This is a genomic window from Paenibacillus sp. FSL E2-8871 (assembly GCF_038000345.1).
In the GTDB taxonomy this organism is placed as follows: domain Bacteria; phylum Bacillota; class Bacilli; order Paenibacillales; family Paenibacillaceae; genus Paenibacillus_AQ.
The window spans coordinates 1274564-1300950 of sequence record NZ_JBBOBV010000001.1 but is presented as its reverse complement, the minus strand read 5'-3'; the positions used below and the strand labels follow the sequence as shown (position 1 = coordinate 1300950).

Sequence of the window (26387 nt, the reverse complement as noted above, 5' to 3'; positions counted from 1 at the left end):
GCGTCACTCCTAAGGGATGCGGCTTGGAATACCTAAACAATAAACCCTAGGTCTGACCTAATGTCAATTGTTTTGTTCGAAATTTCAAGAAGTATGTTCTATTTTCCTGATTTTCTGTATTGAACAACAGGCATGCAGGACGCCTCTAGATCACAAGCACGATGCAGCGGAGTTGTGGAGCATAGCTCAAATTAATGACGATTGAACTGAAGTTAAGGGATGGGGCAATTATTTTGGAAACAGACTTAGATTTGTCTAAATGGAAGCGTTTTGAATCAGAGATCATCCTATTAAGCGTAGATGTTATTTAAAATATAGTCTAAGTTATCGTGATAGATTATCAGATGAAGATAAATCTCTTATTCATTCTGACCAAGGCTGGAACTATCAGATGAAACAGTATCGTCATGCTCTTGAAGAACGCGGCATCAAGCAAAGTATGTCCCGTAAAGGTAACTGCTACGACAATGCCGTCATCGAGAACTTCTTTGGTATCATTAAATCTGAATTTCTATATTTAAAGGAATTCGAAAGTATCGCACATTTTAAACAAGAGCTATTAAATTACATCGATTATTACAACAAGCGAATTAAAGCAAAACTAAAAGGCCTGAGTTCAGTACCGAACTCAGGCCCAACAAGTTGCCTAATTAAATAACCTGTTTAACTTTAAGGGAAGTGTTTAGTGCTTGAACAGTCTGATTCAATCAGAAAAGCCATGATTATTTTAAATATTTCCCTGTGAAAGAATGTTTCGCTTAAATGAAATGTATAGGTTCGCCTCAAATATAATTTGGCCACCCCTACTGCCTTCATCAGGCCCCATGTCGATAATCCAATCCGCCTGACTGATGACGTCAAGGTTATGCTCGATAACGATATCTGTACTGCCCTTGTCCACAAGCCGGTTCATAATCTGCAACAGCCCCAGTGAATCATTGCTTCAAAGGTATAACCATGTTCCACGTATCGGAAGCGTCCTTAAAACCATCACTGCCGTCCGAGACGGCCGCGAACAAATGAGTCGGCTTGCCGTTCTGGAACAACAGGAACGGCCGCTCCAGATTGCCCAGCGTCTGCACCGTGCCGTCATCCCAACGCACCGTCCGGGAATAGCCTTGCGGCTGCCCATGCAAGCTCCAATTCAGTCCGTCCGGCGACTTGGCGTAGATGCCGCCGTATTTTTCTCCGCATAGATGCCCTTCCATATCTTTGGCGATCAAATTGTATCCTTCGTTTGTTTGCCAGATAAAAGGGTCTTCGATATGGAACGACTCTGGAGGAAACACCGGCTCGTCACTCAGCACCCGGTACAGCCCCTCGTAGTGATCCGCATACGCAACGCCAATCGTCATGCCGCCATGCAGGTTGCCTTCGTAGTGACGTGCCTTGTAGATCAGCAGCACGGAACCGTCCTCCCTGACACACGGAGCCGGATTGGAGGTTAGAAAGCTATCGAATCGGCCGGGACGTGTTGGCAATATCGGTTCATCCGCTCTGCGCCACGGGCCCAAAACGCTGTCCGCTATAGCCAGACCTACCCGTTTGTTCGCCCGCGCCACGATGCATTGAGGATCGGTTAACCCGAAATTCCCGGGCGGCTCTGGATCGCTTAGCGGATGGGTCGAACCCGTATAATAAAGCAAATATTTGTTGTTGTGCTTGACGATATGGGGGTTGTGCGTGCAGCGTCCGTCCCAATATTCCGCTCCCCTCGCCGGAAGCGCCACCTCGCAGAATCGGTAAGGTCCCTCGGGGGTATCCGAGTCTGCCCTGACAATCTCTGAAGCCGTCATCCAGCCGGGATGCATCGGCAGTGTCTTCGGCCAGCGCGAGGCAAACATATGGAATTTGCCGTCCTCGCCCTGCACGACGGAACCGCACCATACCCAATAACCTTCCATACGGAAGCCGCCGCCACGCGGAGCCGGCAACATTGTGCTAGTATGCATGTGCAGTCACCTCGTTTTTTCCCGCTGCTCCATAATTGCTGTGAAACATGGTCTCCCATCCTTCCAAATGAAGTGAATAACAGGACTGCTCCATACATCAATGGATCGACATAGTCATGCCGGCGAACCAACCGCCGGCATGCTTGCACATATATCGATCCTAAGGCGTATTCAGCCCCACATTGTCGGCCGCTAGCGGGCGATTCAGTAGAGGCGCGCCGGAATATTCGTCCGCCCCCACATCTGCTGTCGCCCGCATTTGACCGTCCATATCCGCCAGCACGAACGTGTATGTCCCCACAGCTGCAGCAATTGCCGGGCTGCTCGCGGACAGTTTCTGAATGCCGTTCACCGCAGTCAGCAGCGGATTGATATTTCGGATCTGCTCCGAGCTGCGCGATATGTTGCTAATAGTGCTGCCAAACCCGATGTTACCTTGGAACAGCGTATTCGTTGTCGCCGCCTCGTAATAAAGCGTGCCGGTGCTGTTGTATACAATATTGTTCGCCACGACGGAATCCTGCGGAGCATACGCTTTGCCCGAGCCGATGACGATACCGGTTTTGCTGTTTACAATCGTATTGTTGACGATAAGCGCCCGGTAAACTTTCCATTGTTTGCGCAATTGTTCGACCGTCGGATTTGGAGGGGAGCCTCCAGTACCGCCGTCAAAGTCTCCGTTTGGCAAGTAGATTGCTTCGCCAGTCAAATTCTCAAAGTAGTTGTTATAAATCTTATGGTCATTGCCGAACATCCGGATGCCTTCCTGATCCGACTCCACACCGTCCCCGAGGAAGAAGTTACCATATACGCTGTTGTTATGGCCATGCCGCAGCGTCAGGCTGCCCTTGGACGTGCGGAATGTATTGAAGCGCACCGAATTGCTGCTGCTCTTGACCGATATGATTTCCGGCTCTCCATCGCAATTCTGAAATACATTGTATTGTATCGTATTATAGCCGTGGGAGAGCGTAAGACCCGACAAGCCGAGACGAATTGTCTCTTTGCCGTTAGCAACCCATGGGCCTACATCATGGAAATAGTTGTATTCGATAATATCGTATTGTGAAATTTGCCCTGAGCCATCCTGTCCTTCGTAAGCGATCAGCGGTTCGGTGTCGCTCTTCAGTCCGAAGTCGTTCCGGTCGATGCGGTTATGATGGCTGTTCGTGCCCCGCACTTGCAGCCACATCAGGCCGCTCCCCGAGCTGGGAAGCGCAAACGTATTACGGGTCAGTCGCGCATGGTGCGAGCCTTCCAACACCACTGCGCCATTGCTTGTGTTCGTAAACTTTAATCCGTCCAGCACCACATGCGAGGAGTTCTCGACGCGGAAGCCTGACGCTCCCGAGATGATAGCCTGACCGCGGTTTTTCGCTTTAATGACGATTGGCGCGTTGGCAGTGCCGTTTTTGTTCTGAACAGCAAACGGGCTTGTACGCGAATACGTGCCGTTTGCCAACACAATCGTTTTACCCGCCGTAGCGGTTGCAAGCTCGGCAGCCAACTGCGTGGAAGTGCTAACTTCGACGACCGTCCCTTCGCTACCGCTGCCGCTTGAATCGCTACCATAAATTTCGACCTCGGCAAAGCTGTTCCAAGCGTTCACCGAGTTGCCATGGCCAACAATACGAACGTAGCGGACGGGGGCAACATCGACAAAATCAAACGTCTGCAAGCTGTTGCTCAGACTGCTGACCGCTCCCGAAAGCACTGTACTGAAGTTGTAGCCATCATATGAAGTCTGGATATCAAAAGCGAAAGTTCGCTCCGCCCCGTTGGTGAAGGCGATCTTCACGTATTCCACCCGTTTGCTCGATCCAAGGTCGTATTGGACCCACTCCCCTTCGCCACTCGCTGACCAGCGTGTGTTAAGATCACCGTCGATAGTATATGCGACGATATTGCCGTCATCTCCGCTGGCCATAAGTTGTGGCACGGTAAGCGCCAACTTGCTTGCGCCTGGTGGAGATCCGCTCGCGGTGCCGTAGAGTTCAACTTCAGAATAGCTGTTCCACAGGTTGGAGGAATTGCCGTGCCCAACGATCCTCACATAGCGGGTAGAATCGACATCCGGAAAATCGAACGTTTGCAGACCTTCCACAAGGCTGTTCACAACTCCGCTGCTGACGGTCGTAAAGGTGGAACCGTCCATTGACGTCAAAATATCAAAAGTAGAAGTGCGGCTTGACCCATTCAGAAATGCAATTTTGATGAAAGACACTTTGCGATTTACGCCCAAATCATACTGGATCCATTGCATGTCGCCATTCGCCGACCAACGTGTTAAGAAATCGCCGTCCACCGTGTTGGCTGGAACGTTGCCGTCATCTCCGCTCGCCGTCACGTCGGAGCTGCCAATTGTGAACTTCGTATCAGCCGCATTTGCCGTTCCTGGTATTAACACAACCAGCATACAGATCAAAATAATGAACGTCATACATTTGGTTCCCATAATTCATTTTCATCCTTTCTATTATGAAATGATGGTTATTGAATCATTCCCTTCGTTCCGTCAGGCACCTCCTCTCAAAAATACGGAAGCCGGGAGGAGCTTCCTGTCCTCCCGGCTTCGTGATTACAGCCTTTGATCCCGCTTAAAAAACATGCTGGCTCCAGCCTTTGCTCTTCGCCAAAGCTTCAATATAATAGTAATCGCCGTAAATCAGCGATACGTTGATGTTGGTATTGACTGGCTTATGACCGGTTGCGCCGAGCAGGATGCCTTCATACTCCGGCTTGTCGAGCGCACTGTAGTTGTTCGACAGCGAGCGAAGAATGCGCGTGGCCGCGCGCTGATATAAAGCGGCTTCCTCAGGAGCTACCTGCGACGCGATATCGATCAAGCCAGATGCTGCGCAGCTCGCCGCCGAGGTGTCGCGCGGCTCGTCCGTCAAGTCGGTCGCCGCACGGAAATCCCAATGCGGCACATCGTCTTCCGCCAACGCGCTGATGAAATAATGCGCCACCCCCTTCGCCGCATTCAAGTAACGCGCTTCTCCCGTATAGCGGTAAGCGCAGCTCATCCCGTAGAGCGCCCAAGCTTGGCCCCGCGACCAGGACGATTGCGGCGCGAAACCCTGTCCGCCGTCATAACGCTCCACTTCGCCCGTCTCCGGATCGAAGATAACGATATGATGCACCGAGCCGTCGCTTCGGATGAATGAGCGAAGCACCATATCTGCATGGGCGACCGCAATATGCTTGAAGCGCGGATCACCGCTTTCTTCACTCGCCCAGAACAGAAGCGGCAAATTCATCATCGAATCGATGATCGACCAACCCGTCTGGTTGCGGGGCCAGGCTCGAATGAACTGTCCTGCCGGGTTGTACCTGCCCGCCAAATAGTTGGCGGCAAACAGCCCGCGCCGCCGAGCGTCCGGGTCGCCGGTCAGCTTGTAGCGGATAACCGATGTCGGCAGGAACTGAAAGCCGACATCGTGGTGGAAATGGTTGTCCCGCAAGTAACATTGCTCCATGCGTTCGTCCCAAGGCTCCGCCTCCTCCCGATAACGTTGCTCGCCGGTCATATCGTACAGAATCCACAGAATGCCCGGCCAGAAGCCTGAAATCCACTGATCAACTTTGATCTGGTCATATTTGCCCGCCGCCGAAACATGCGGCGCTTCTGTCCAGCCCGCTTCGATCATATGATCAACTTTGATCTTCACTTTATCCCACCAAGCCGTCAGCTCGGATGGTTTTAGTTTCACATTTTCATTGCTCATTTCTGAATTCCACCCCTTCTCCTAACCTTTAATGGCACCAATCAAGGCGCCTTTCACGAAATATTTTTGCAATAGCGGATAGACCAGAAAAATCGGAAGGGTTGCTACCATAATCGTGGCGTATTTCAATGTCTCGCCCAATATGATGATCTCATCTTGGGAGGCTCCTTCCGCCATGGAGTTTGCTTCGCCAATAATCAAAATTTCTCGCAGGATCAACTGCAACGGATACAGCGACCGATCCTGAAGGAAGATCATGGCGTTAAACCAGGAGTTCCAGTGGCTTACTCCGTAATACAGGCCTACCACTGCAAGCACGGGCTTGCATAGCGGCAGGAAGATGCGGAACAGAATGCCAAAGTCGTTGGCGCCGTCGATCTTGGCCGACTCTTCTAGCGCATCCGGCACTGCCTCGAACGATGTTCGCATGATAATGAGGTTAAATGCGCTTATTGCGGTAGGCAGGATCAGCGCCCACAGTGTGTCCGTAATGCCCAACCCTCTGACCAGCAAGTAGAACGGAATTAATCCACCGCTGAAAAACATGGTAAATACGATAAACAACGTAAGCTGTTTGCGATATTGCAATGTTTTTCTGGACAAGGCGTATGCGGCAAAAGAAGTAAGCAGCAAATTGAGAGCCACGCCTACAATGACAATAAATAATGTGTTGCGGTAGCCGAGCAGGATCATCGGGTTGCTGAATACCGCCTCATATGTTTCAAGCGAGAAGCCCAGCGGCTTCCAAAGAATGCCCTTATGCGCCATCATCAGCGCTGGTTCGCTGAATGAAGCAAATGCCACGTATAGAATTGGGTACACTGTTACAATCATGAGCGCGGACAAAAACAGCGTATTGCAAACCCGGAATATATGTTCACCCAAGCTTACTCGCATGCGAACCCTCCTCTACCACAAACCCGTATTGTTCAACTTCCGGCTTATCCAGTTGGAGCCGATAACAAGCGCGAAGTTAATCACGGAGTTGAACAATCCGACAGCGGAGCTGAAACTGAATTGAAAATCTTGAAGCCCGATCCGGTACACATACGAGGAAATGACATCCCCTGTCACATAAGTGGTCGGGTTGTACAACAGAATAACTTTCTCGAAGCCAACGCTCATAATTCGGCCAATGTTCAAGATGAGCAATATAACGAAAACGGGAAGCAGACCGGGTAGGGTAATATGAAGCATCTGCTTCCAGCGTCCACCCCCGTCGATCTTGCAAGCTTCGTATTGCTCGAGATCGATCGCAGACAGCGCGGCCAAATAAATAATTGTACCCCAGCCTATATGCTGCCATATATTCGACGAAACGAAGATTGTCCGGAAAAAAGACGGCTCCAGCAGCATCGTAACCCGCTCACCACCGAAAAATGCGATAATATCGTTAATGACTCCGTCACTGCTCGTAAAATCCTTGATCATGCCGCAAATAATGACAAGTGAAATAAAATGCGGCAAATAAGTAATCGTCTGAACCGAACGTTTGAACAGTGCATTTTTCACCTCATTAAGCAACAAGGCGAGAATAAGCGGAGCGGGAAAACCGAAAATGAGATCGTACAAGCTAATCATCAGAGTGTTTTTTAACACCCGCCAAAAATACATCCCGCCAAAAAAGTCTTTGAAATGCTCAAGTCCTACCCATGCGCTGCCCCCGATTCCAAGCCGGGGGTTAAAATCCTTGAACGCAATAATCGAACCGTACATCGGGAAATAATGAAAAATAATGAAATATAACAAAACAGGAGTAAGCATCATGTACAAATACTTGTTCTTAACCATGTCTTTCGCAATATTAAGCGGCAGACGACCGGCATGCGTGACTTTGCTGCGTCCCAGCTTCGATTGAGCCATCTCCTACTCCTCCTATCCAAATCCAGCATTATCAGCAGGGGATGGCTGCACCATTCCCTTGCCCCACGGCAGCCTGCAGCCAGCCGTGGGACGATACATGGAGTTATCTGTTGTTGTAGCGATCCAAAGCGCCTTGATAGATGTCGATTACATCACGAATCCCCATATCTTCCAGCTGCTTCACAAAGCTGTCGAACTTGTCGAGCGGCTCGTTGCCCATTACAAATTTGATGAACATTTCTTCCAGATACGTGTTGATTGCCGTCATCGTCTGCGCTACCTTCTTGCTCTCATCTACAGTAGGCGTAATGAACGCGGGCAAAATATGTTTCGCCGCATCAGTCTCCGACCAAATCTGGACCGCCTCGTCCTGTTGTGGGAACGTGTTGGTCGTTTTTTGCTCATGCATCGGAAATGGACCGTTCGGAACCGTATACTGCGCCAACATCTGCTGTGAAGTGTACTTATCGTTTTTTACGATCATATCGGTAAATTTCGGAACGCCGTTGTCCATCGTGTAGCTTTCGCCTTCAACGCCGAAGTTGTACATCATGGTTCCTTGCTCGCTAAATGCGAAGTCCAGCCATTTTACGATCGTTTCCAGGTCTTTCGCCGATGTCGTCACGGCCGCGCTTGCTTTCGGGTTATATTTGAAATCACGCTGTCCGGTGAAAGGTTTTTCGCCTGCTTTCAATACCGGATAAGGAGCCGCTACAAGATCAAAAGCCGGATTTTGGGCTTTACCGGACTCCAGCCATTTGCCCATGCCGCCGCCCAGCAGGAAAACAGTCGCGCCGGACTCACCGTTCAGAAGCCGCTTATCCAGCGTGTCGCGCTCGACGATCGGGAAGTCTTTATCAATCAGCCCTTCGGAATACCACTGGCGGAACAGCGTCATAACATCCTTGTATTGCGGATCTAACGGACCGTATTTCACTTTGCCTAGGTCGTCAATATAGAAGCCGTGCGATGTTTTGTATGCGTCGAAGAACGCGTCCTGCAAATTCATTTTGTTCGCGTATAGCGCCGTCAGCGGTGCTACGGCGCCTTTTTTCTCTTTGAACGCCGTCAGAACCTTATGCCAATCGTCTATCGTTACAGGCAATTGCAGCCCTAGCTCATCCAACCAATCTTTGCGCAGCATTGGTCCGCGGAAGACTAATCCTTCCTCGTTTCGCACCATCGGGAAGACGTAATATTGGCCACTGTCGGTTTTCACCATTTTATCCAGCTCTGGATTAGCTTCCAGCATCTTCTTCAGGTTAGGCGCATATTGGTCGATCAAATCGTTTAGCGGTACGATAACCCCGTCTGAAATCGCCTTTTCCGGTCCACCCGGATAAATACTCCAGTCGTACTCCAGCACATCCGGCAGCTTGCTGGAAGCCAGCAACAAATTAAACTGCTCTTCAGCTTGACTTTCGGTCGGATGGATGTAGTTCACTTTCACGCCGGTAGCTTCTGCAATCGCCTTTCCGATCGGCGCTTCCGCCAGATTCGTTGTAAATGTAATCAGGTTTCCGTTGATTGGAGCCCAGTATGAGAAAGTATCTTTCGTATCCAGCGGATACACCGGCATATCCGATCCCTCGTTGCCTTTGCTTACGCCCTCGCCGCCCTTATTGCTGACGGCGTTTTGAGTCGGCTCTGTCTTATCCTTGTTTCCAGAGCCCCCATTACTGGAGCATGCGGTTAACAACAATGAAAGTACCATTGCGATCCCCAGTGTGAACTGCAGCCTCTTATGAGTCTTGATGTTGCGATTTTTCGCCATTGTGCCCTCCGTTCTTTTCGTCTCGAATAAGTTGGTGTGAATACGCTTTCAACATATCGTTAATCCGGTGCCGCAAGCTATCGTTAAAACCTAAAATATACTGCAATTTCTCAAAAATTAGGGTAACAAAACCGTATGTTTGCTACTTTTTCTTGAAAAGAAAAGCCCTAGAGCTACTTGACTTCCCTGTAGCGCCCGGGCGTTATCCCTTCAAATTTTTTGAATATGCGGTGGAAGGTATTCACATCGTTGTAACCAACCTTCAGCGATATTTCGCTGACCGTATATTTCCCGCCGATAAGCAGCAATTTGGCTTGCACCAGCCGGGTCTTGTTAATATAATCGAGCAGAGATTCGCCGGCAAGTTCCTTGAACAGTTTGGAAACATACGACGGCGTCATGGAGAAGGCTTCCCCGATCATCGAAATGTTCAGGTTCTCGTCCTGGTAATACTCGTTGACATATTTCATGACCTTATCGATTAGCGGATTGCTGCAGTATTCGCGGTTATTATTAACGTAGCCGCACAGAAGCTCTAGCATATCGTAAAGCTGGCTGCGCATCTCCCCTACCGTCTGGCATTGCATCAGTCGTTCGATGGCGCGCACTCCGTCAGGCATATCCGGCTTGCCCGCGATGCGGATTTCGCCGATTACTTTTTGCAGCGTAGCCATTAGATCGAACATGAGACATTTGGCAGTATGAAAAGGAAACGGCTCCGTCGTCACATTTTTCTGAATGATCTCCCCGACGAAGGCTTTCGCCTTATCAAGCTGCCCTTCGCGAACCATAACGATCAATTGCTGCTCGGCCTTGAGCGGATAAAAATAACCACCTGGAGCAGCCCCTAGGTTGTCGTTGCCGCTCAGGTCCCCATAATGAATAATGCCCCCGCTGCCTGCAATGATACGGTATTCCATCGCCTCAATCGCTTCCTGGAACGCCTGGAAGATGCCATATTCGCCCTCCTGTTGTGCGCTGATGGCAGCGGTCAACTGGACATGGGCATGATTGGAGATGAACGACATCGTTTCTTCCGCGATGTGCCCCAGCTCCCCCCGCTGCTCCGTCGGCGATGCAAGCTGATGGTTGACGATGCAGGCGAGTAACTCCTGGTCCAGCTCTACCGCATAGGCGTTTACTGACTTTCGCGCGACCTCCTCGACCACGTTGGCGATCAGGAATTGCAGCAACCGCTTATTATGGACCTGATCCTCATCCTTCCGATGGAACTTGCCGAAGTGCTCGATGCGCAGCAAAATAACAGAAAATCCGCCCAGCGGGAAACGCAGATCATAGGCTGAGAACGATTCGTGCAACGGGATATGGCTGTCGAGTTGCCCCTTCAGCAGCCGCTGCAAAAAGTGCGATCTGAGTGTATTGTTATGCTGATTCAGCTTGTAATGAAGCTCCTCCTTCTCATGGAAGGTGCTGCTCAGCGCCTGCTCCAGAAAGGAGTATTCATTGGAGCCGCGATCAAAGGTAAAACCCGCCTTGAACGACAAGCTCTGGATCAGCGCATGGATCGGCAGGTAGTTCCGTTTGAGGAGCCAATACGTCACGCCACCGCCAACAATAAGGCAAAGCAAGATGCTGGCGATCGTCAATTGCTCTACCACGTTCATCTTCTGGTGATATACGTTCGCCGGCAGCGTCATCACATATTTCCATCCCGTAATGGATGAGGTTGTGTAGGATGCAACAAGCCGACGACCGGCAGTCTCGATCTCAAGTTGTCCCGATTCTTTCGACATATCGCTGTATAATAGAGCAGGATCCGACAGCGACTCGCCCGTAGACGCAATGAACCGGTTGTCTTCATCCAGAATAAAGATCGTACCTTTCTCAGGTGCCGAAGCTTGCTCTAGCAGCTTACTGCGGTCAATCATGAACAGCAAGACAGCTCCAGGTTGATTCATGATTGTCGAGTTCACATTTTGGGCATACATGACCGTAGGCCGCCACTCATTCTCTTCAGACACAACAACGGAGTGGTAGCCTTTAATGTACCCTTGGTCAAAATATTCTCGTAACGACTGGAACGGCATATGCTCTTCAAGGCGAATATGGTCGTATAACGCTTCGATGTTCATACGGTTGTTGCGGGCGATGACCGTATCGCTATTTTTGTAGTAAATATAAATACCTTCAAGATAATCGTTAGCGATTTCGTATACGCGCAAATCATTAGCGATTTGGTATACATCGTAGTGGTCCGAATCAGACAGATTGGTATCGGCCGAAATAAATGCTGCGATTCGCCTGTTGAGGCTTACCTCGAGGCTTAGATTCTCGATTCCTTTGAACTGGCTATCTATGGCTTGCTCCATCTGAAGAAGAATAGATTGGTTGGCACGGTTAATTTCAGCCTTTACAACGTTCAGCGTCGCGCCGTATATAACGCCGCTGATCAGAATGGGCACGAGTAGCACTGAGACGTAGGAAAGCATCCAGGTCATGTATACGCTGCGATTTTTATGCCGGAGCTGCTTCAGATAGATTGTCCACCGGTTTCGAGTTTGGGCCATAGGTTCTCCTCCATGTTAGCTTTAGTCGGAATCGGGACCGACGTCAATTCTTGTCAGAATAGCCGGACAACGAATATCCGCGACATCCGCTTTATGATTGTTAATACAAACCGCCGGAGACGGCCGATATTCATAGATGGCCGGCTGCTCCTTGCCGCATATTCGATTGTAAGCGATTACACATTGCTCCGGCGCATAAGGAATCCGCTTGCCGAGCGTAATGCCGTGACGACAATTGACAATCGTATTATTCACTACACTAGCTCGATAGACGCGCCAATGTTTCCTCAGTTCCTCCTGCGTCGGCGCCTCGGGATAGCCGTCCGATCCGCCATCGTAGTTGCCGCCGTCAATGAGCAGCGCATCCAACGTCAAGTTTTCCATATAGTTTTCAAAAATGTGATGGTCGTTTCCGTAAATGCGAAATCCGCCCATTTCTTCCTTCACGCCATCGCCGATAAATACATTATTATGAAAGCGATTTCCATGTCCGTGACGCGCTGTCACTTGGCCGGCGGAGTTAAGGAACGTGTTGTACCGAACTGTATTATAGCAGCTTTTTATCGAAATAATCTCGGGCTCTCCGTCGCAATTTTCAAACAGGTTGTGTTGAATGGTAATATAGCCGTTCGAGAGAGAGATGCCGGACAGGCCGAGCCGGATCGCTTCAAGCCCATTGACGACACGCGGGCCTATATGATGAAAATAATTATATTCAATGACATCATGCTGCGAGATTTGTTCACCGTCGCCATCAAAAACAACGAGCGGTCCGAGGTCGGCCTTTGGCCCGAACTCGTTGCGTTCGATCCGGTTCCAGCCGCTGCCGCTTCCCAGCACAGACAGCAGGCTATACTCCGCCCCAACCTGTCGCGGCTCAAATCTATTCCGCGCAATCCTCACTTGCCGCGAACCATCCAGAATGATTGATTCGCGCTGCTCGACCTGGAAATGCAGTCCCCATACCTCTACATAAGCAGAGTTCAAGATGCGTATACTTGATTCTCCAGCGATTATCGCTTTTCCTTTATTTACAGCGCGAATGCTTAATATTGCGGTGTCCGATCCTACTTTGCCTTCAATAATATAGTCTTCATTCCGTTCGTAAACGCCGTCTGCCAACAAGATCGAAGAACCAGGCTCTACCCGGCCAATGGCTGCCGCCAACTCGTCGCTACTCGATACCCAATAAATAGTAGTCATTTTCCACCTGCTTCCTATAGAATAGGCGGATATGAACCGCAGCCTCTGCAGGATCATATCCGCAACTTTACAACCTCTATTATGAAAGATACGTTTCCCATGCCATAGTGTAAAAAAATGAAGCAATCATAAAAATGTAAACTGAGGCGCAAAATGAGCGGGAATTACCGCCTTGCAAGCTTTAAATCGCAACCTGCCGGTGTACAATAAATGAGAAAGGACGTATCCCGACACCAAATCGTGGATACGTCCCCATTGTTGTTGCCTGCTCTGCCGCCCGCTTACCCGAAAAAGAAGTACGCAACCTTCATCTCTTCTTCTTTCAACAGCAACTTTTGTGCCGCTTCGAGCAAAGGCGTGCGGTCATAGACAAGACTTTTCATCGCTATTTTGCCATCGGTAATCGTGAAATAGTGCGCTTCTTTCGACGGATCGTCGCGACGGCGGTAGGACACGCTTCCCGGATTCAGCCACAAACTGTCGTCACTCAAATAATGAATGCATCTGCGATGCGTATGTCCGAAAATAATGCGGCGATCCTCTTTGGTCCCAATTGTCCTGACGTTGCGTTCCGCCCAGAAAGCATCGTACTTGGGCAAGCTATCAATCGTCAAATAGTTTTCGTACAGATGTTGCATTGTATAGCTATAGCCGTCCATCTCGAATGTGCAGTAGACCGGTATGCTTTCGAGGAAGGAAATTTCCGCTTCGCCGAGCAGCCTTGCATTGTAATGCGCCCACTTGATCTCATCCTCTGCCACATCATGACCGCTATTTCCGTTTCGGTACAGGTCGATAATAATGTCGTCATGGTTGCCGCGAACACAATTCGCATCGTTCTTATGCACCCATTCGATAACTTCCCGCGGGAAAGGCCCGTAGTCTACAAGATCTCCCGCGCAATAAATCACGTCACAGTCGGATTCTGCTTTGCGGATCGATTCCAGCGTTTTGACGTTGCTGTGAATATCCGAAATAATTAAAGCTTTCATAATCGATTCAACTCCTTAAGATTCAACATTCTCAGCAGTACCGTCACCACATCCGCCCAGATAGCTGTATCGCCTGGCATGAAATGCGTATCAGGCTATTCTCTTCGTTTTTTAATTCCATGTTCAATCGGTTCACCCCCGGCAAATGCGGAATGCTGTCTCCCGAAGACAGCAGCAAACACTCCGACATTTCGGATTTAAGTGTTCTCCCATTTGTCGAGTGGCACTCTCCCTCCTTTATATAAATAGATGGAACCTTGATAAATCGTCAAAAGCTAAAATCGCCATCAAATATTCTAACTTCTTATCTCCAATTTTTGGAATGAACATCAAATTTTAAAAAAGTCACTCACATCTCACGAATATGCATAGAAACATCTTTGGAGCTATTTTTATATACAGCATTCAATGTTCTTAAATAAAAAGTATCAACAACATGATCCTTTTTATTTGGAGATATAAACAAAACGACATCCGACCTTAGATGTTTTAGCAAAATTCATTTTCGCAACTCCCTATGTTCATTTTAATTATTATGTTTCTTGCCCTGGTCATATATTGCTTGAAGCCAATTTTGTAGGTCAGATCTTACATGCACAGAATCCTATAGTTGGGGACCCGCCAACATTTTAACGAAAATATACGCTTAGCCCTGAATCGCGTCCAGCTTGGTGTATTCTCATACTCTTAGGTGGTCCGGGACGTGTCACGAGCGGACGCAACGAAACGCATTGGACAATCATTTGGTGACATTAACGCGGTACTGTAATAAATGATTATGATATAAAAAAAGCTGTCGAGACTTTCTTGACAGCCTTGCCGCGATTATCGCGGTTTCTATATGTTGCGTGTTTGTTCTTCACTCCCACCAATGCTTCATTTCACTGAATCCAACGTCCCATAGTTTAGCGTTCCCGGAAACGATAATCGTAATTTCGTTCACCTTGTCATAAAATGGTATATTTAAAGATTCTGCTCCATTATTATATTGTTCATTGTACTGATAATGAACTCTTTGGTTTCCATCTACCAATATAGTGAGTTCTCCCTTGGAATCTCCCTTGTCTGGAATGCCAAAATAAGAATAGAACGTCACATCTTTTTTGTTCCCCAAGATGTAGGTGTATGATTTTCTTTTATCCCCTTCACTGTAATACACGTTCATTTTGGGTTCTATTTTCTTGCCTGCTACGGTGAAACTTGGAAGATTTTCAGTCATAGGCATGGTTCCATTCATTTCTTTCACATCGTGTAATACTTGAATTGGGCTTTCTCTTTTCGCTACAATATAATTGATGGTTTCCGAGATCACGATTACTCCAACAAGAAGAACACCAATAGATAGGGCTGAAGCAATAAGCTTTTTATAAGAAATTTTTGAAGAAAATCCAACTTTATAGGCGATAAATCCTATCGCTGCACCTAATGTATTGGATATAACATCATTTACATCAAAGCTGCCAAGATGAGTTAAAGCCTGCATCGTTTCCAGAACGAGAATCGTCAAGACAAACAAGGATATGAACTTCCCAAAACTGGAACGATACAACAGAGGAATTATTACTCCAAAAGGGATAAAGGCAGCAATGTTTCCAAAGTTGTAAACCCATGAAAAAGTTAGTTTTGGAAATCGAAGCGGAACTCCTTCTGGAACAAGTATAAATGTGTATCCATAATCGCTGTTCCAATGATCTAATCTACTGAAAGCAAAAAACATAAAATATAATATCAACAGCGTGTACAAAATTGTTCCTACAAAGAGGAGTTTCCGTAATTTCACTTCCATAATATCTCCTTTAATAATTCATCGATGGGTTTAGTATATCTTCCCAAAATGACATTAAAGTGACATTGAAGTGACATTTTAGTCACTTAAACGCTCATTAAATGATTTGTTTGTAAAATTGAATCCGAAATCATGCCCTTTATTCATCCCACTCTGGACATGAATACCTCCATCTTTCTTGGTTTAATGCTGTGAGCCATCGAAAGACCAATGCAAATGTTACCCTCTCTAGCATTCTTTTCTTATAAAGCGTAATAGAACATTTTTAATCTATCTATTGGAAAATGGAAAAAATTCTTGGTCTCAAAAGTATTCGTACAACATTCTTGTTAACTTACATGCTTTTCTTAGAAAACGCCGAAAAATTCTTCAGTATTTGCTGAAGTACTGGTTACGCCTGTTTGGATATCGCTCCAAAATCTCTCGTACCAATTCGTGATTCCCATAGGAATGGTTTAACTTTACCAAACTAAGGCTCGTGGCAATAGGATCATGTTCTTGTCCATTTTCGGCAATAGGTACAAGTTCTTGTCTCGAGCAAAGGACAAGAACTTGTACCTATAAATTAATAAAACCGCGCTCAGCGTGGATTTCAATAGGCATATGTTCTTGTCCTCTTACAAATTTGTCGGAGGACAAGAACTTGGTCCCATAGCCGACAAAGCCCTGTTCTGGCTATAAAAAACAACTTCTAATGATTTGTTTTCAATAACCATGCTTTTTTATATAAGAGTTCACGTAATTAATCAGAGTTCATAATCTTTTGGATAATTCATGTTCAGTAGGAGTTGTTCTAGGCGCCGGCTTAGAGTAACATGGTATCCCCTTCAAAAAATCTACATTGTCCCCCATCATCCATGTTCTGGAAACACCGTGAGCGATTTGAATTGTAATCGCTTGTTTTATTTTATAAGCTAGTAATTGTGCTTTTGTTTTTTCGTTCTTCATACACTGATATAATGCTAATCCCATTATCCACTACTTTTATGTATTCCGGCTGAGCACCTTCATCCGTTCGTAAATATGGACTTAAGGGATTCCTAGTATTCTAAGATAGTTTAACGATACTCAGTTTATTAAAGTGCTTCCACCGAAATGCAGCATGATATTTCGAGGGTCGCTTTATAAATATGGACCACAGGATTTATTTTACGCTGCAGGTTCTTAAATGGTATAAATGACCCCTGGAGTGCCTACATTGCTTGTTTACATCCAACTTTAGCTCGAAAGAAGTTCAAAAGAACAAGTCGACGTACACCTCTCCCTCTTTTGTTCATTGAGATTTGATCATCTCCGGTTACAGTAAGCTTAAAAAGACTTTCCCATTTCGGACTTAAATTGAGGGGTTAACTCTGAAGCGTGATCGGGATCCATTTGTCGTAGTTATCGTGTTGTGTGAAATTCTTTATATTATTCTTTTACTTTTGTAAGTACACCATCTTTATTTTCGTATTTTCTTTTTTCGTTCTTTTCCATTTTAAGCATTATCTCTTCTTCCAAGTTAATTCCTAGAAGTTCCGCAAGTCCTATTAAGTAGAGTGCAACATCAGCCAACTCTTCACCCAAATCTTCTTTCTTTTTCAGATAAGCTTCGCAAGCCTCTGATAATTCGCCGTATATAAAACAAAATTCTTGAAAAATATCAGTAACATTAAATCCTTTCGTAATTTTATTCTGATGAACTCTTTTTTGTAATTGTAATAAATCAATCATTATATTCACCAATCCTATATAATTTTTATTTGCATTATAGTTCGCAAGGCCGCCTATTAAGTTCTCCGTATAAATGGTTTATGTAATTAAATGGATTATATGAATTACATTATAAACAATAAAATCTATGTTATATATGGCTTGAATTTCTGATAGGGGTACAATATTTCGGATACAAAATTTTTAATAATAATTTCCCTTTTATGCTATGGAGTGTTCGCTTTCTACAGGGGATCCCTTAACAACTTCTTCACACAAGTTTTTTCGAAAGATATCGGTTTATAATGTTGAGAGAACCTATGACTATTATCTCCAGCATTTTGGCCGCGACAGTCTGGATGCTGGTTGGCCAAGTGCACTTAACTTATCGTATGGAAGAGGTTTTTGATAAGATTAACCTATAGCGTTATATTTAGATAATCATCAAACCGGTAATAGTACCATGTTCTTGTCCACCGACATGTGTTGCCGAATCCCCCCTTTCTAATACAAAAAAAACAACCGGTTAATCACGGTTGTTTACAGTCGTTAAATAGTGTTCTTACAGCAATTTGGTTGGAGTTTAGTCATGTTTTTTTACAAAGGAATCTACATTATCCATTATGGCCTTGTTTCTTAGTGCATACAGAAGCGACAGAATAAATGAGAAACTCTCAGAAGAGTGGTTGTTTTGCAGCATTGTATTCGGATCCCTGATTCGGTCTCTGTGAGGATGTGCACGGTCTTGGTGTTTACATAAGTCTTATAAAAATAACGAAAGGTGCCCCAAACAACCATATAATGGCTTTCGGGACACCGCAAGAGAATTAATCAATCTTTTGTTTTAGAAATTCATCTAAGTACGATTGGTGAAATGCATCTGTGGGAAGTAATCCTAGAACTTTATATTTCCAGATCGTTCGTTGTTTAGAAGGATTGAAAACAACCTCATCATAATTATAATCGATATTAAACTTACCTGTAGAATCCAAATACATCGTCAGATTTGTCCAAGCTTGATCAAGTGTGCCTCTAGAACCCTCATTTAATTCAACGAAATATTCTTGTAACTCCCTACATAACCGATCATATATAAGTTCATCTACTCCATAAACTTTAGGGATACTATGACTATAAATTAACTCCTTTTTTGTAGTTGTTTCGAAGTAAAAATAGATAATTCTTGAACCAGGTAATATTTCTGTGTAAAGATAAATCTTACTCCACGCATCAGGGATTATTCCTATTAGCTTATTTCCGATAAGTTGATATAGTTCTTCCGTTTTTTTCACTGACATGTTAACCTCCAACTTGATTTAATATAGTTACAATTTCAGGTTCGCCATTGTTAATAGTGTTTTTCACATTAAAAGAAGCTACTTATTGTTTGGGATTGTAAATGGTGTGTTTGCTGTGCTTCCGATTTTTGTAATGAAGTATAAGCTAAGTCCGGATAATTATATCGTCTATTCCTCGATGATTACCTTTTTTCTTGGCATCGGCTTCCTGCTGGGCAGCATTCTCGGTCCTCGTCTCATCGACGCGCCCTATAAATTTCTTATTTAATTAGACATTTATCAAATCGGCAATGGTACCATGTTCTTGTCCTCTGACACAATTGTCTGTATGGAACAAAGTACAATTAAGCTGATTAATATGACCCGTCTACTCTTCATCTCATTCCTCCCTAAAAAATCAGGCCCAGAAATGTATAGATGTTCATTTATATTCCAAATACACTTTCATAATTAATAACCACCTTTAATTAATTCAACAGCTCTCTCAATATACTCGTCTCTGCCTTCCATAATCCCTTCAATGGTAGGATCAAGACGAATATCTGGCTGCAATCCTATTCTTTGTGTTGGGTTTTTATCTGGATTAAATATGCCGAGTCCACTTATAGCGGTTTTTATTTTTCCTGGAAGCATAATGATACGTATATCACCATCAGTTCCAGCAGACGGCCTACCGAGAACTATGGAGTTATCTGTATTTCTAAGAGACATCGTTGTAAACTCGCCTTGACTAGCAGTATGTTCATTGATTAAAATCACTACTTTCCCCTTATAAACCTCGGCATTTGTTTCTTGGGGTTTCCCTGAAACCATAGGCTCAAGGTAATAAAATTCACCGGGTATTGCACGATTGGGGACCGATACTGTGGCAAACTCTTTTTCAGAAGCGATCAGATATTTGGCTAATTCATAAGTAAGTATGCTAGATGGGTAGTTTCTAAGATCTACAATTAGTCCTTTAGTGTTCCACCATTTTTTCATGATTTTATCAATCTCTCCATCTTTCAAGAGACCAGCATTAATATAGTAGATTTCTCCACTCTCCATTGCTTGTGATTCTGTATCAACCAGGAAATTAATGTCTTGTTGACTGCCTACTGCACTAATGTTCCTCTTATTTCCCTGCCGAATTACAGTAATGTCCGTATTCTTCTGTTCAGTTCGGAATAAATCAAGAAAAAATAAGCTGGCTGTGTCTTCTCGCGACTGTGATATATATTTTCTTCTATGTTCTAATAATTCATCTATATTTTTGTCGCCTACTTTTAATACAATGTCTCCGACCTCAAGTCCACACTTGTTAATTACTTTATTTATAACAATCTGATTGTTAATTTCGATAAAGTTTACGGGAACCCGATACGTTCCAAAATAATCAGTAATCGTCTCTCTATCTTTGCCCACCAAATATGCATGAGAATCATGTATTCTAGTTGTCAGTTCTGCTAAAGTCATAAAATAGGAGTCATAATCCGATCCATCTACCATTTTAGGGATAAACTCCAGAAGCACTCGATCCCAATTTTCTCCGATGACATCTTTATACGGATAGTAATATTCGATAATATTCCAGTAGCGGAATAAACCTAGCAACCTGTAGCCTGTATCATCGAAATTCATATTAGAGTACGGGTTTTCATTTCCCATAGACGGAAAGAATGAATCTTCCTTAAAACTAACATATGCATATTCTCGTTCTGAAATATTAGAATCCAGAAGCTTCGATAATTCAAGACTCAAGTCTGTTCCGAGATATTCTTCATCCTTGGACCAATCTGTAGATGGGCTGAGCTGTATGGAATCTTTGGAAAATTGATATTGATCATCAAGCTCTCCAGAAATGAACTCGCTGCCTAATGAATGAACCCACTCATAGAGAATTGAATTCACATCTGAATTTTCTTCTAAAATAGAGGGCACCACCCGAAACAGCTCATAATCCCAATTTACATCTCCAGATACAACCTTAGGATGATGGTATTTCACCACTCCCCATACCTTACTGATCTTAGCTAAATCCACGATCTTTTGTTCAGAAAGGCTGGTAAATTTCATTCCACTTCCTTGGTCAAATTCCTGCTCCTTCTCTCTCCCGAGTTGATGAGTGTCTTGGGATGTAGAACATCCTGCAATAATAAAAATAAGCAACACACTGAAAAAAACCAGGGAATTCCAGTTCCTTATTTTTTCTTCTCCCACCTTTTTTCCACCTTTCAGCTCAACAATTTATCTTTTTGTAATTCTTGCAAATCTAGGATCTGCTTCACCTATCTCTGCAAATCTACATGTCGTTTTTAAATAAAAAAAACCAGCCTTATAGCTCTTATCGTAGGCTGGGGCGTATGTTGTCTGAGCTTTCACCCTGATTATACATCTAATAAACATAAAGGTGATAACCCAGCATCAAATAATGACAGATTAGATTTACGTGTTGTTCATTCAGGCATTAATGTTCCTCATACAATTCATTCATAAATTTCCCGGCACTAATGATCCCTTCTTTCGCTTCCTCCAAAAAGGAATGAAAGCGCAGCCAACCGTGAAACAATGTCTCTTAATGATCTTGCTTGATCCCATAGAGTTTTCCATTCTCATTCTTTACCACCGTTGGACTATATAGAGGTGCCGACAGTCATCGCATTATTCCATGCAGATATTTTGTTGCCGCCTTTTTCTAATTGTCCTTTTTAAGAATTTAATCCGAATCTATGTTTAATCATCGTCGTAGTATAGTCTTATTCAACTAAAGCACCCGCTAGTAGAAGAGCAACACTAATAAATTATACAAAGAATGAATAATAATTACTGACCAAAGAGAATTACTTTTCTTATATACAAACCCAAATATAATACTCAACACATAAACTGTTAATATGGAACTTAGAATATAAGGGAATTCAAACAGACCTTTATAAAACCAAATAGGAAAATGAATCGATACAAAGAGTAAAGCTGTAACTGTATTTGCTATCCAGAATCTAAAAGAATCCATAAGCTTTCTTAATAAAAAACCTCTAAAGACAATTTCCTCAGTAATACCAACCAATAGAATAGTATTAAGCCATCCGTTAAATCCTATTTGAAAATCGATATTATTATTTAAAACGATAAGATTTATTACAAAATAGAATAGTATCAAGGCTAAGGATACCCAACCTGTCCATTTTAGACTTTTTCTAAAGTTATGATGTAACTGTAAATAGGAAAATGGTTTACTTTTTTCCATAATTATAACTAATAAAATAATAGGTATGACCCAAATAACTATTTTAATAGTGGCTGATGTTATAGCTCTTGGAACGGGTTCCATCAAATCTAAATGTTGAACTAACCATAATTCTCTGATACACCATAGGGCGTAAAATATTATGAAATATACCCAAATATAATTTTTATTTACTTTGAATTCTATCAGAAACTCCCCCTTTACTTCTTCGACAATCCTGCCCCGTTAGTTGAATAAGATATAATTATAACTAGGCATCTCGTTTACGGTAAAATACAATAGCTACTGTAATAAAGCTCAGTGTCCATAACATTGAAATACCTGTCCCTTGCATTGGTGTAAGGACACTTATTTCATCAGAGGAAGACGGCATATACATATAAGATCCTGCCGTATCCGGAAAATAATTTAAAAAAATTTTATTACTAGGTAGAAAAACCCTCGTCAATGGACTGACAATGAAATAATAACCAAGCAGTACCACTAAAGCAGGAGTGGTTCGTCTTAATAAAGCACCTACAGCTGCACTGAGAAGTGTGGTTAATGTTAGATAGCCCGTTGCACCTATTAATGTTGTTATCATTGTGTCTATTTCTATCACTACTGTTGTGTCTCTCATCATAATAAAAGTATAGAGTACACCAGATGCAGCAATAATAAACGCCACAGGAATGGTTATAATCGCCAATGCCAAATGCTTCGTGGATAATTGAAACCCACGCCAAGGTATCGTAATTAAAGTAGGTCGAATCTGTCCACCAGTATACTCCGAACAAGTAGCTAAGATTCCAAGAATAATGAACCCTGCTTGAAGATATCCCATAGAAGCAAGTCCTATATTCAGTATATTTTGCGTACCTGTTGCTCCTTGTACACCAACAGAAGTAAAAGCTGCGGCTAAAACTAAATTTAGAATGAATGTACCCATAAGAGTGAGCCATATCAATGGTAATGTAACTAATTTATCCAGTTCAGCACCAAGGATTTGTGTTAATTTTCTACTAGATGAGACACTCATGCTGCAACATCCCTCCTATGGAATACAACAGCTGCAGCAATGAAAATAACGACTACCCAGGCAAACATGACTAAACCGCCTGTAAAGGGGGTGTGAAACCCGTCGAATAAAGTGCCTGTGGACGTGTTGTCCGTAAACATAAACATTTCAGCGCCAGCCCTATCTGGTAAGTAAAATGCCAACTTTGTAACCCTATACAACAGGACACTAAATGATACAACGGATGAATTTATTATGAGCACAGCAAGCGGGAGGATGCCATTCTTAGTTAGAAAAGTAATTCCAAGTGCTAAAAGAGCAGTGAATGTCCAGTAACAAACTGCACCGATAAGTCTGGACCATTCAAATGCGGGGGCATATTCACCAAGAATAAGATGCGTTGCTGACACAGTTGTCATAATAGCAACAATACAAAGCAGTATGCTGATCACAGTCACAGCACCTGCTTTTGCCAGTAAAAAATGAAACCGGGATGAAATAACAGTCAAACTCGTTGTTATCTGTTGTCCTCCACCAGATTCACTGCTCTCTGTTAAATACTCACTGCTGACAGCAAGCACACCAAGAATAATTACGCCTTGCACACCAAGAGCTAACCCGATATAGCCAACTTCCGATAGCCGTGTACTAACTCCAGCTATAATCTCCTCTTTTTGTGCTATGCTGTCTAAGGCAGCAATAAGCGCTGGTGCAAAGACTCCAATGAGAAAAGCAAGCCAAATACCCGGTAAGGAGAACAATTTAGATAGTTCCGCGTTAAATGCTCTCATACAACATCACCTGCAATTTCAGATGTCAGGGCAAAAAAGGCTTCCTCCAGCGTGGAATGGTTACCTATTACTTCTTCCAATGTTCCATCTGCAACGATGGTTCCATGCTTAATAATCACCACATCATCAACCGTCTCTGCAAGCTCTCCCATTAGATGACTGGATAATAACACCGTATTTCCAGATTCAGCACGTTCACGTAAAAATGTCCGAATCCACCGAATTCCTTCTGGGTCGAGCCCATTTACGGGTTCATCTAAAATCAATATTTTTGGATCACCAAGTAGCGCAGCTGCTATTCCCAGTCTTCTCCCCATACCAAGAGAATACTGCCCAACTCTTTTCCCAGCGGCATTAGTAAGACCTACTATTTCCAGAACTTCCTCGACACGTGAGTTAGACAATCCTGCAGCACGTGCAATCCAACGCAAGTGTGCCCGTCCTGTTCGCATACGATGAGCTCCGAAGCCATCAAGTGCGGCACCTACTGTTGCTAGAGGATTATGTAATTCTGCGAATGGCTTTCCATTAATGAGTGCACTCCCTGAGGTAGCGCGGTCTAATCCAAGCAGGATGCGAAGTGTAGAACTTTTACCTGCCCCATTTGGACCTAAAAAACCAGTTACTCTACCTGGTCTAACTTTAAAACTGATACCTGATAAGATTTCCCCAGTTCCGCGATGTTTGACTAAGTTATTAATTGTAAGCAACCATAACACTTCCTTTCTGTTATGGTTCTAATTATAAAGAAGCAAAGTTACATCTCGGTTATCCTGCTGTTTACTTCTTGGTTAACTTTAGGTTAAGATCTTCCGATAGCTACTCTTGTGCCACTATCATTTGATGTAAAATCAGCTTTCAGCTTCATTTTTTTCAACATATAATTTGAAGTCGATAAACCAATCCCCGCCCCACGCTCATAGGAAGAGTTATCCATACCTGGACCTCTGTCTGAAACAATGATTTGTTCTTTTTCTACATCAACCACAATATTTACATATTTCCCCTCTGCTGCATGACGAAGAATATTCTGAAATAAATTATCCAGAACACGTGTCATCCATTTAGGATCTGCTTCCCAATAAAAAGTCGCCTCTATCGGTAAATCAACCTCGATCTGGATTTCTTTTTCTTCAAATACAGGATACCACGCAGCAACAGATGCTCTTACTAAACGTCCAATATCTGTTGAAGTGGGCCTAAAAGGATGTTTCCCTGATGTAAGCAATGTATAGGAAAGTAAATCATCCATTAGATCCCCCACTCTTGTAATCGTATGATTCATTTCTGTTAATGAATTTTGTCCTTCTAGACTCATTGATTCTTTATTTAATCGGGTGACATGTCCTCTCAAAATGGTAAGTGGCGTTCGTAAGTCGTGTGATAAATTCGCTATGAGTCGATGTCGTAACAATTCCTCTTCATGTTCTCGCTTGCGGCTGTCTTCAAGCTGCTGAATCATCCAATTAAAAGAATTGCCTAACTGGTCTATTTCATCCATACGATCACTTTGAACAGATATTGGTCTAGGAAATGAGTTATGATTAGCTGAAAATGACATGGCTTCCTGTAAGCGGGTGAGACGTTTACGAAGTCTTAAGAAGAAAATCCAAGATATTACAACAAATGCGACAATAATAAAACCAAACAAAAGTAGTACAACGTAAAATAGATTTAATGCATTCAGCTCTTCTCCATTAATAGGAGATTCAATGAACGCAGATAAGAAAATAAGTATAATTGGAGGCAAAAAGATAAATAGGAAATGTCCTTTTAAAAAATGACGAAATAATGATTTAGTCTGTTTCATAGTTTCACCCGATAGCCTATTCCCTTCAACGTTTCAATAATCTCTGGGGAATCTGGATGACGTTCCAACTTTTGACGCAGTCGATGGATATGTACCATTAGTGTTTTATCGCCAGTTATATAAGTTTCTTCCCAGATGGCTTCATAGATTTGTTCTTTTGGTAAAACTTGATTAGGGTGGCGTAAGAAGTACATTAAAATATGATGCTGCTTCGCTGTTAATATAATTTCTTCTCCTGTGCGTTTGTCAAATACCATTTGGCCTTCTGAATCTACTTCAATATAATTTCCTAATGAAATGCGTTCGGAATGTGTTCCGCCACTTCGACGGATTAGTACTTCTAATCTTGCAACTAATTCATCCGTATGGAATGGTTTCGTTAAATAATCATCAGCAAATTGTAAACCTTCTACCTTATCATCTATCGATGTTCGAGCTGTTAACAGCAAAATAGGAACAGCAGGAGCTACCTTTTTTAATCGTTTCCCCACAGTAAATCCGTCTAAACCGGGTAACATGATATCCAAAATAACGATTTCATGCTGATTTACTTCTTTTTCAGCGCCTTCACCAGAAAGCAGCCACTGAACTGAAAATCCCCGCTGTTCCAATTCTTCTTTTAGAAAGCTGCCTATTTTCTCATTATCTTCAATGTATAATACGTTTCTTTTCAAGTAACATCCCTCGCTCTAAATTGAATTCACTATTAGACAGATTAACACAACCCAAAGAATTGTTTCCAGTTAA

Annotated in this window: 20 protein-coding genes and 2 pseudogenes; 2 read left to right on the top strand and 20 right to left on the bottom strand. The window is 43.9% G+C overall.

Features of this window, described 5'->3' with window-relative positions:
• Positions 1–337: 337 nt before the first annotated feature.
• Positions 338–658, top strand: a pseudogene (locus NYE25_RS05870) (IS3 family transposase); the annotation flags it as partial.
• A gap of 64 nt (positions 659–722) precedes the next feature.
• On the opposite strand, the pseudogene NYE25_RS05865 reads toward NYE25_RS05870, so the two are convergent.
• The 13 genes and pseudogenes from NYE25_RS05865 to NYE25_RS05805 all read right to left on the bottom strand — a co-directional run.
• Positions 723–925, bottom strand: a pseudogene (locus NYE25_RS05865) (hypothetical protein); the annotation flags it as partial.
• Between the two features lie 10 nt (positions 926–935).
• A complete protein-coding gene (locus NYE25_RS05860; RefSeq protein WP_341145390.1) occupies positions 936–1904 on the bottom strand; it encodes a glycoside hydrolase family protein in 969 nt (322 codons plus the stop codon).
• Between the two features lie 208 nt (positions 1905–2112).
• Entirely contained in the window at positions 2113–4392 is a 2280-nt protein-coding gene (locus NYE25_RS05855; RefSeq protein WP_341145389.1) for a chondroitinase-B domain-containing protein, read from the bottom strand.
• Between the two features lie 157 nt (positions 4393–4549).
• Positions 4550–5680: a glycoside hydrolase family 88 protein gene (locus NYE25_RS05850; RefSeq protein ID WP_445667123.1), complete on the bottom strand. Its 1131-nt coding sequence runs from the start codon at positions 5678–5680 to the stop codon at positions 4550–4552.
• Between the two features lie 21 nt (positions 5681–5701).
• The gene (locus NYE25_RS05845) at positions 5702–6577 is read right to left on the bottom strand and encodes a carbohydrate ABC transporter permease (RefSeq protein ID WP_042188472.1); all 876 of its coding nucleotides are present in this window, start codon (positions 6575–6577) and stop codon (positions 5702–5704) included.
• Positions 6578–6589: 12 nt separating this feature from the next.
• Complete coding sequence (locus NYE25_RS05840; protein ID WP_445667122.1) at positions 6590–7543, bottom strand: ABC transporter permease; 954 nt, start codon at positions 7541–7543, stop codon at positions 6590–6592.
• Between the two features lie 103 nt (positions 7544–7646).
• A complete protein-coding gene (locus tag NYE25_RS05835) occupies positions 7647–9317 on the bottom strand; it encodes an extracellular solute-binding protein (RefSeq protein ID WP_341145388.1) in 1671 nt (556 codons plus the stop codon).
• Positions 9318–9490: 173 nt separating this feature from the next.
• Positions 9491–11845 (bottom strand): AraC family transcriptional regulator, encoded by a 2355-nt coding sequence (locus NYE25_RS05830; protein WP_341145387.1) that lies wholly within the window; start codon positions 11843–11845, stop codon positions 9491–9493.
• 21 nt (positions 11846–11866) lie between these two features.
• A complete protein-coding gene (locus tag NYE25_RS05825; protein WP_341145386.1) occupies positions 11867–13048 on the bottom strand; it encodes a polysaccharide lyase 6 family protein in 1182 nt (393 codons plus the stop codon).
• 281 nt (positions 13049–13329) lie between these two features.
• The gene (locus tag NYE25_RS05820) at positions 13330–14040 is read right to left on the bottom strand and encodes a metallophosphoesterase family protein (RefSeq protein ID WP_341145385.1); all 711 of its coding nucleotides are present in this window, start codon (positions 14038–14040) and stop codon (positions 13330–13332) included.
• Between the two features lie 859 nt (positions 14041–14899).
• Positions 14900–15826, bottom strand: coding sequence for a VanZ family protein (locus NYE25_RS05815; RefSeq protein ID WP_341145384.1), 927 nt, complete (start codon positions 15824–15826; stop codon positions 14900–14902).
• 1410 nt (positions 15827–17236) lie between these two features.
• Positions 17237–17539, bottom strand: coding sequence for a MazG-like family protein (locus tag NYE25_RS05810; RefSeq protein WP_341145383.1), 303 nt, complete (start codon positions 17537–17539; stop codon positions 17237–17239).
• 806 nt (positions 17540–18345) lie between these two features.
• Positions 18346–18816: an immunity protein YezG family protein gene (locus NYE25_RS05805; protein ID WP_341145382.1), complete on the bottom strand. Its 471-nt coding sequence runs from the start codon at positions 18814–18816 to the stop codon at positions 18346–18348.
• A gap of 85 nt (positions 18817–18901) precedes the next feature.
• Here NYE25_RS05805 and NYE25_RS05800 point away from each other — a divergent pair, with 85 nt between their 5' ends.
• Positions 18902–19084, top strand: coding sequence for a hypothetical protein (locus tag NYE25_RS05800; protein WP_341145381.1), 183 nt, complete (start codon positions 18902–18904; stop codon positions 19082–19084).
• A gap of 182 nt (positions 19085–19266) precedes the next feature.
• Here NYE25_RS05800 and NYE25_RS05795 read toward each other — a convergent pair whose 3' ends face one another.
• The 7 genes from NYE25_RS05795 to NYE25_RS05770 form a co-directional block, all read right to left on the bottom strand.
• A complete protein-coding gene (locus NYE25_RS05795) occupies positions 19267–21015 on the bottom strand; it encodes a S41 family peptidase (RefSeq protein ID WP_341145380.1) in 1749 nt (582 codons plus the stop codon).
• 556 nt (positions 21016–21571) lie between these two features.
• Positions 21572–22042, bottom strand: coding sequence for a lysostaphin resistance A-like protein (locus NYE25_RS31255; protein ID WP_445667121.1), 471 nt, complete (start codon positions 22040–22042; stop codon positions 21572–21574).
• A 250-nt stretch (positions 22043–22292) separates the two neighbouring features.
• A complete protein-coding gene (locus tag NYE25_RS05790) occupies positions 22293–23060 on the bottom strand; it encodes an ABC transporter permease (protein ID WP_341145379.1) in 768 nt (255 codons plus the stop codon).
• On the bottom strand, positions 23057–23830 hold the full coding sequence (locus tag NYE25_RS05785; protein ID WP_341145378.1) for an ABC transporter permease: 774 nt from the start codon (positions 23828–23830) through the stop codon (positions 23057–23059). Before NYE25_RS05785 ends, NYE25_RS05790 begins: the two co-directional genes overlap by 4 nt.
• Positions 23827–24549 carry an ABC transporter ATP-binding protein gene (locus tag NYE25_RS05780; protein ID WP_445667120.1) on the bottom strand — a complete coding sequence of 241 codons (723 nt, stop codon included), beginning with the start codon at positions 24547–24549 and terminating at the stop codon, positions 23827–23829. Before NYE25_RS05780 ends, NYE25_RS05785 begins: the two co-directional genes overlap by 4 nt.
• Before the next feature lie 83 nt (positions 24550–24632).
• Positions 24633–25640 (bottom strand): sensor histidine kinase, encoded by a 1008-nt coding sequence (locus NYE25_RS05775; protein ID WP_341145376.1) that lies wholly within the window; start codon positions 25638–25640, stop codon positions 24633–24635.
• On the bottom strand, positions 25637–26314 hold the full coding sequence (locus NYE25_RS05770) for a response regulator transcription factor (RefSeq protein ID WP_341145375.1): 678 nt from the start codon (positions 26312–26314) through the stop codon (positions 25637–25639). Before NYE25_RS05770 ends, NYE25_RS05775 begins: the two co-directional genes overlap by 4 nt.
• Positions 26315–26387 lie beyond the last annotated feature (73 nt).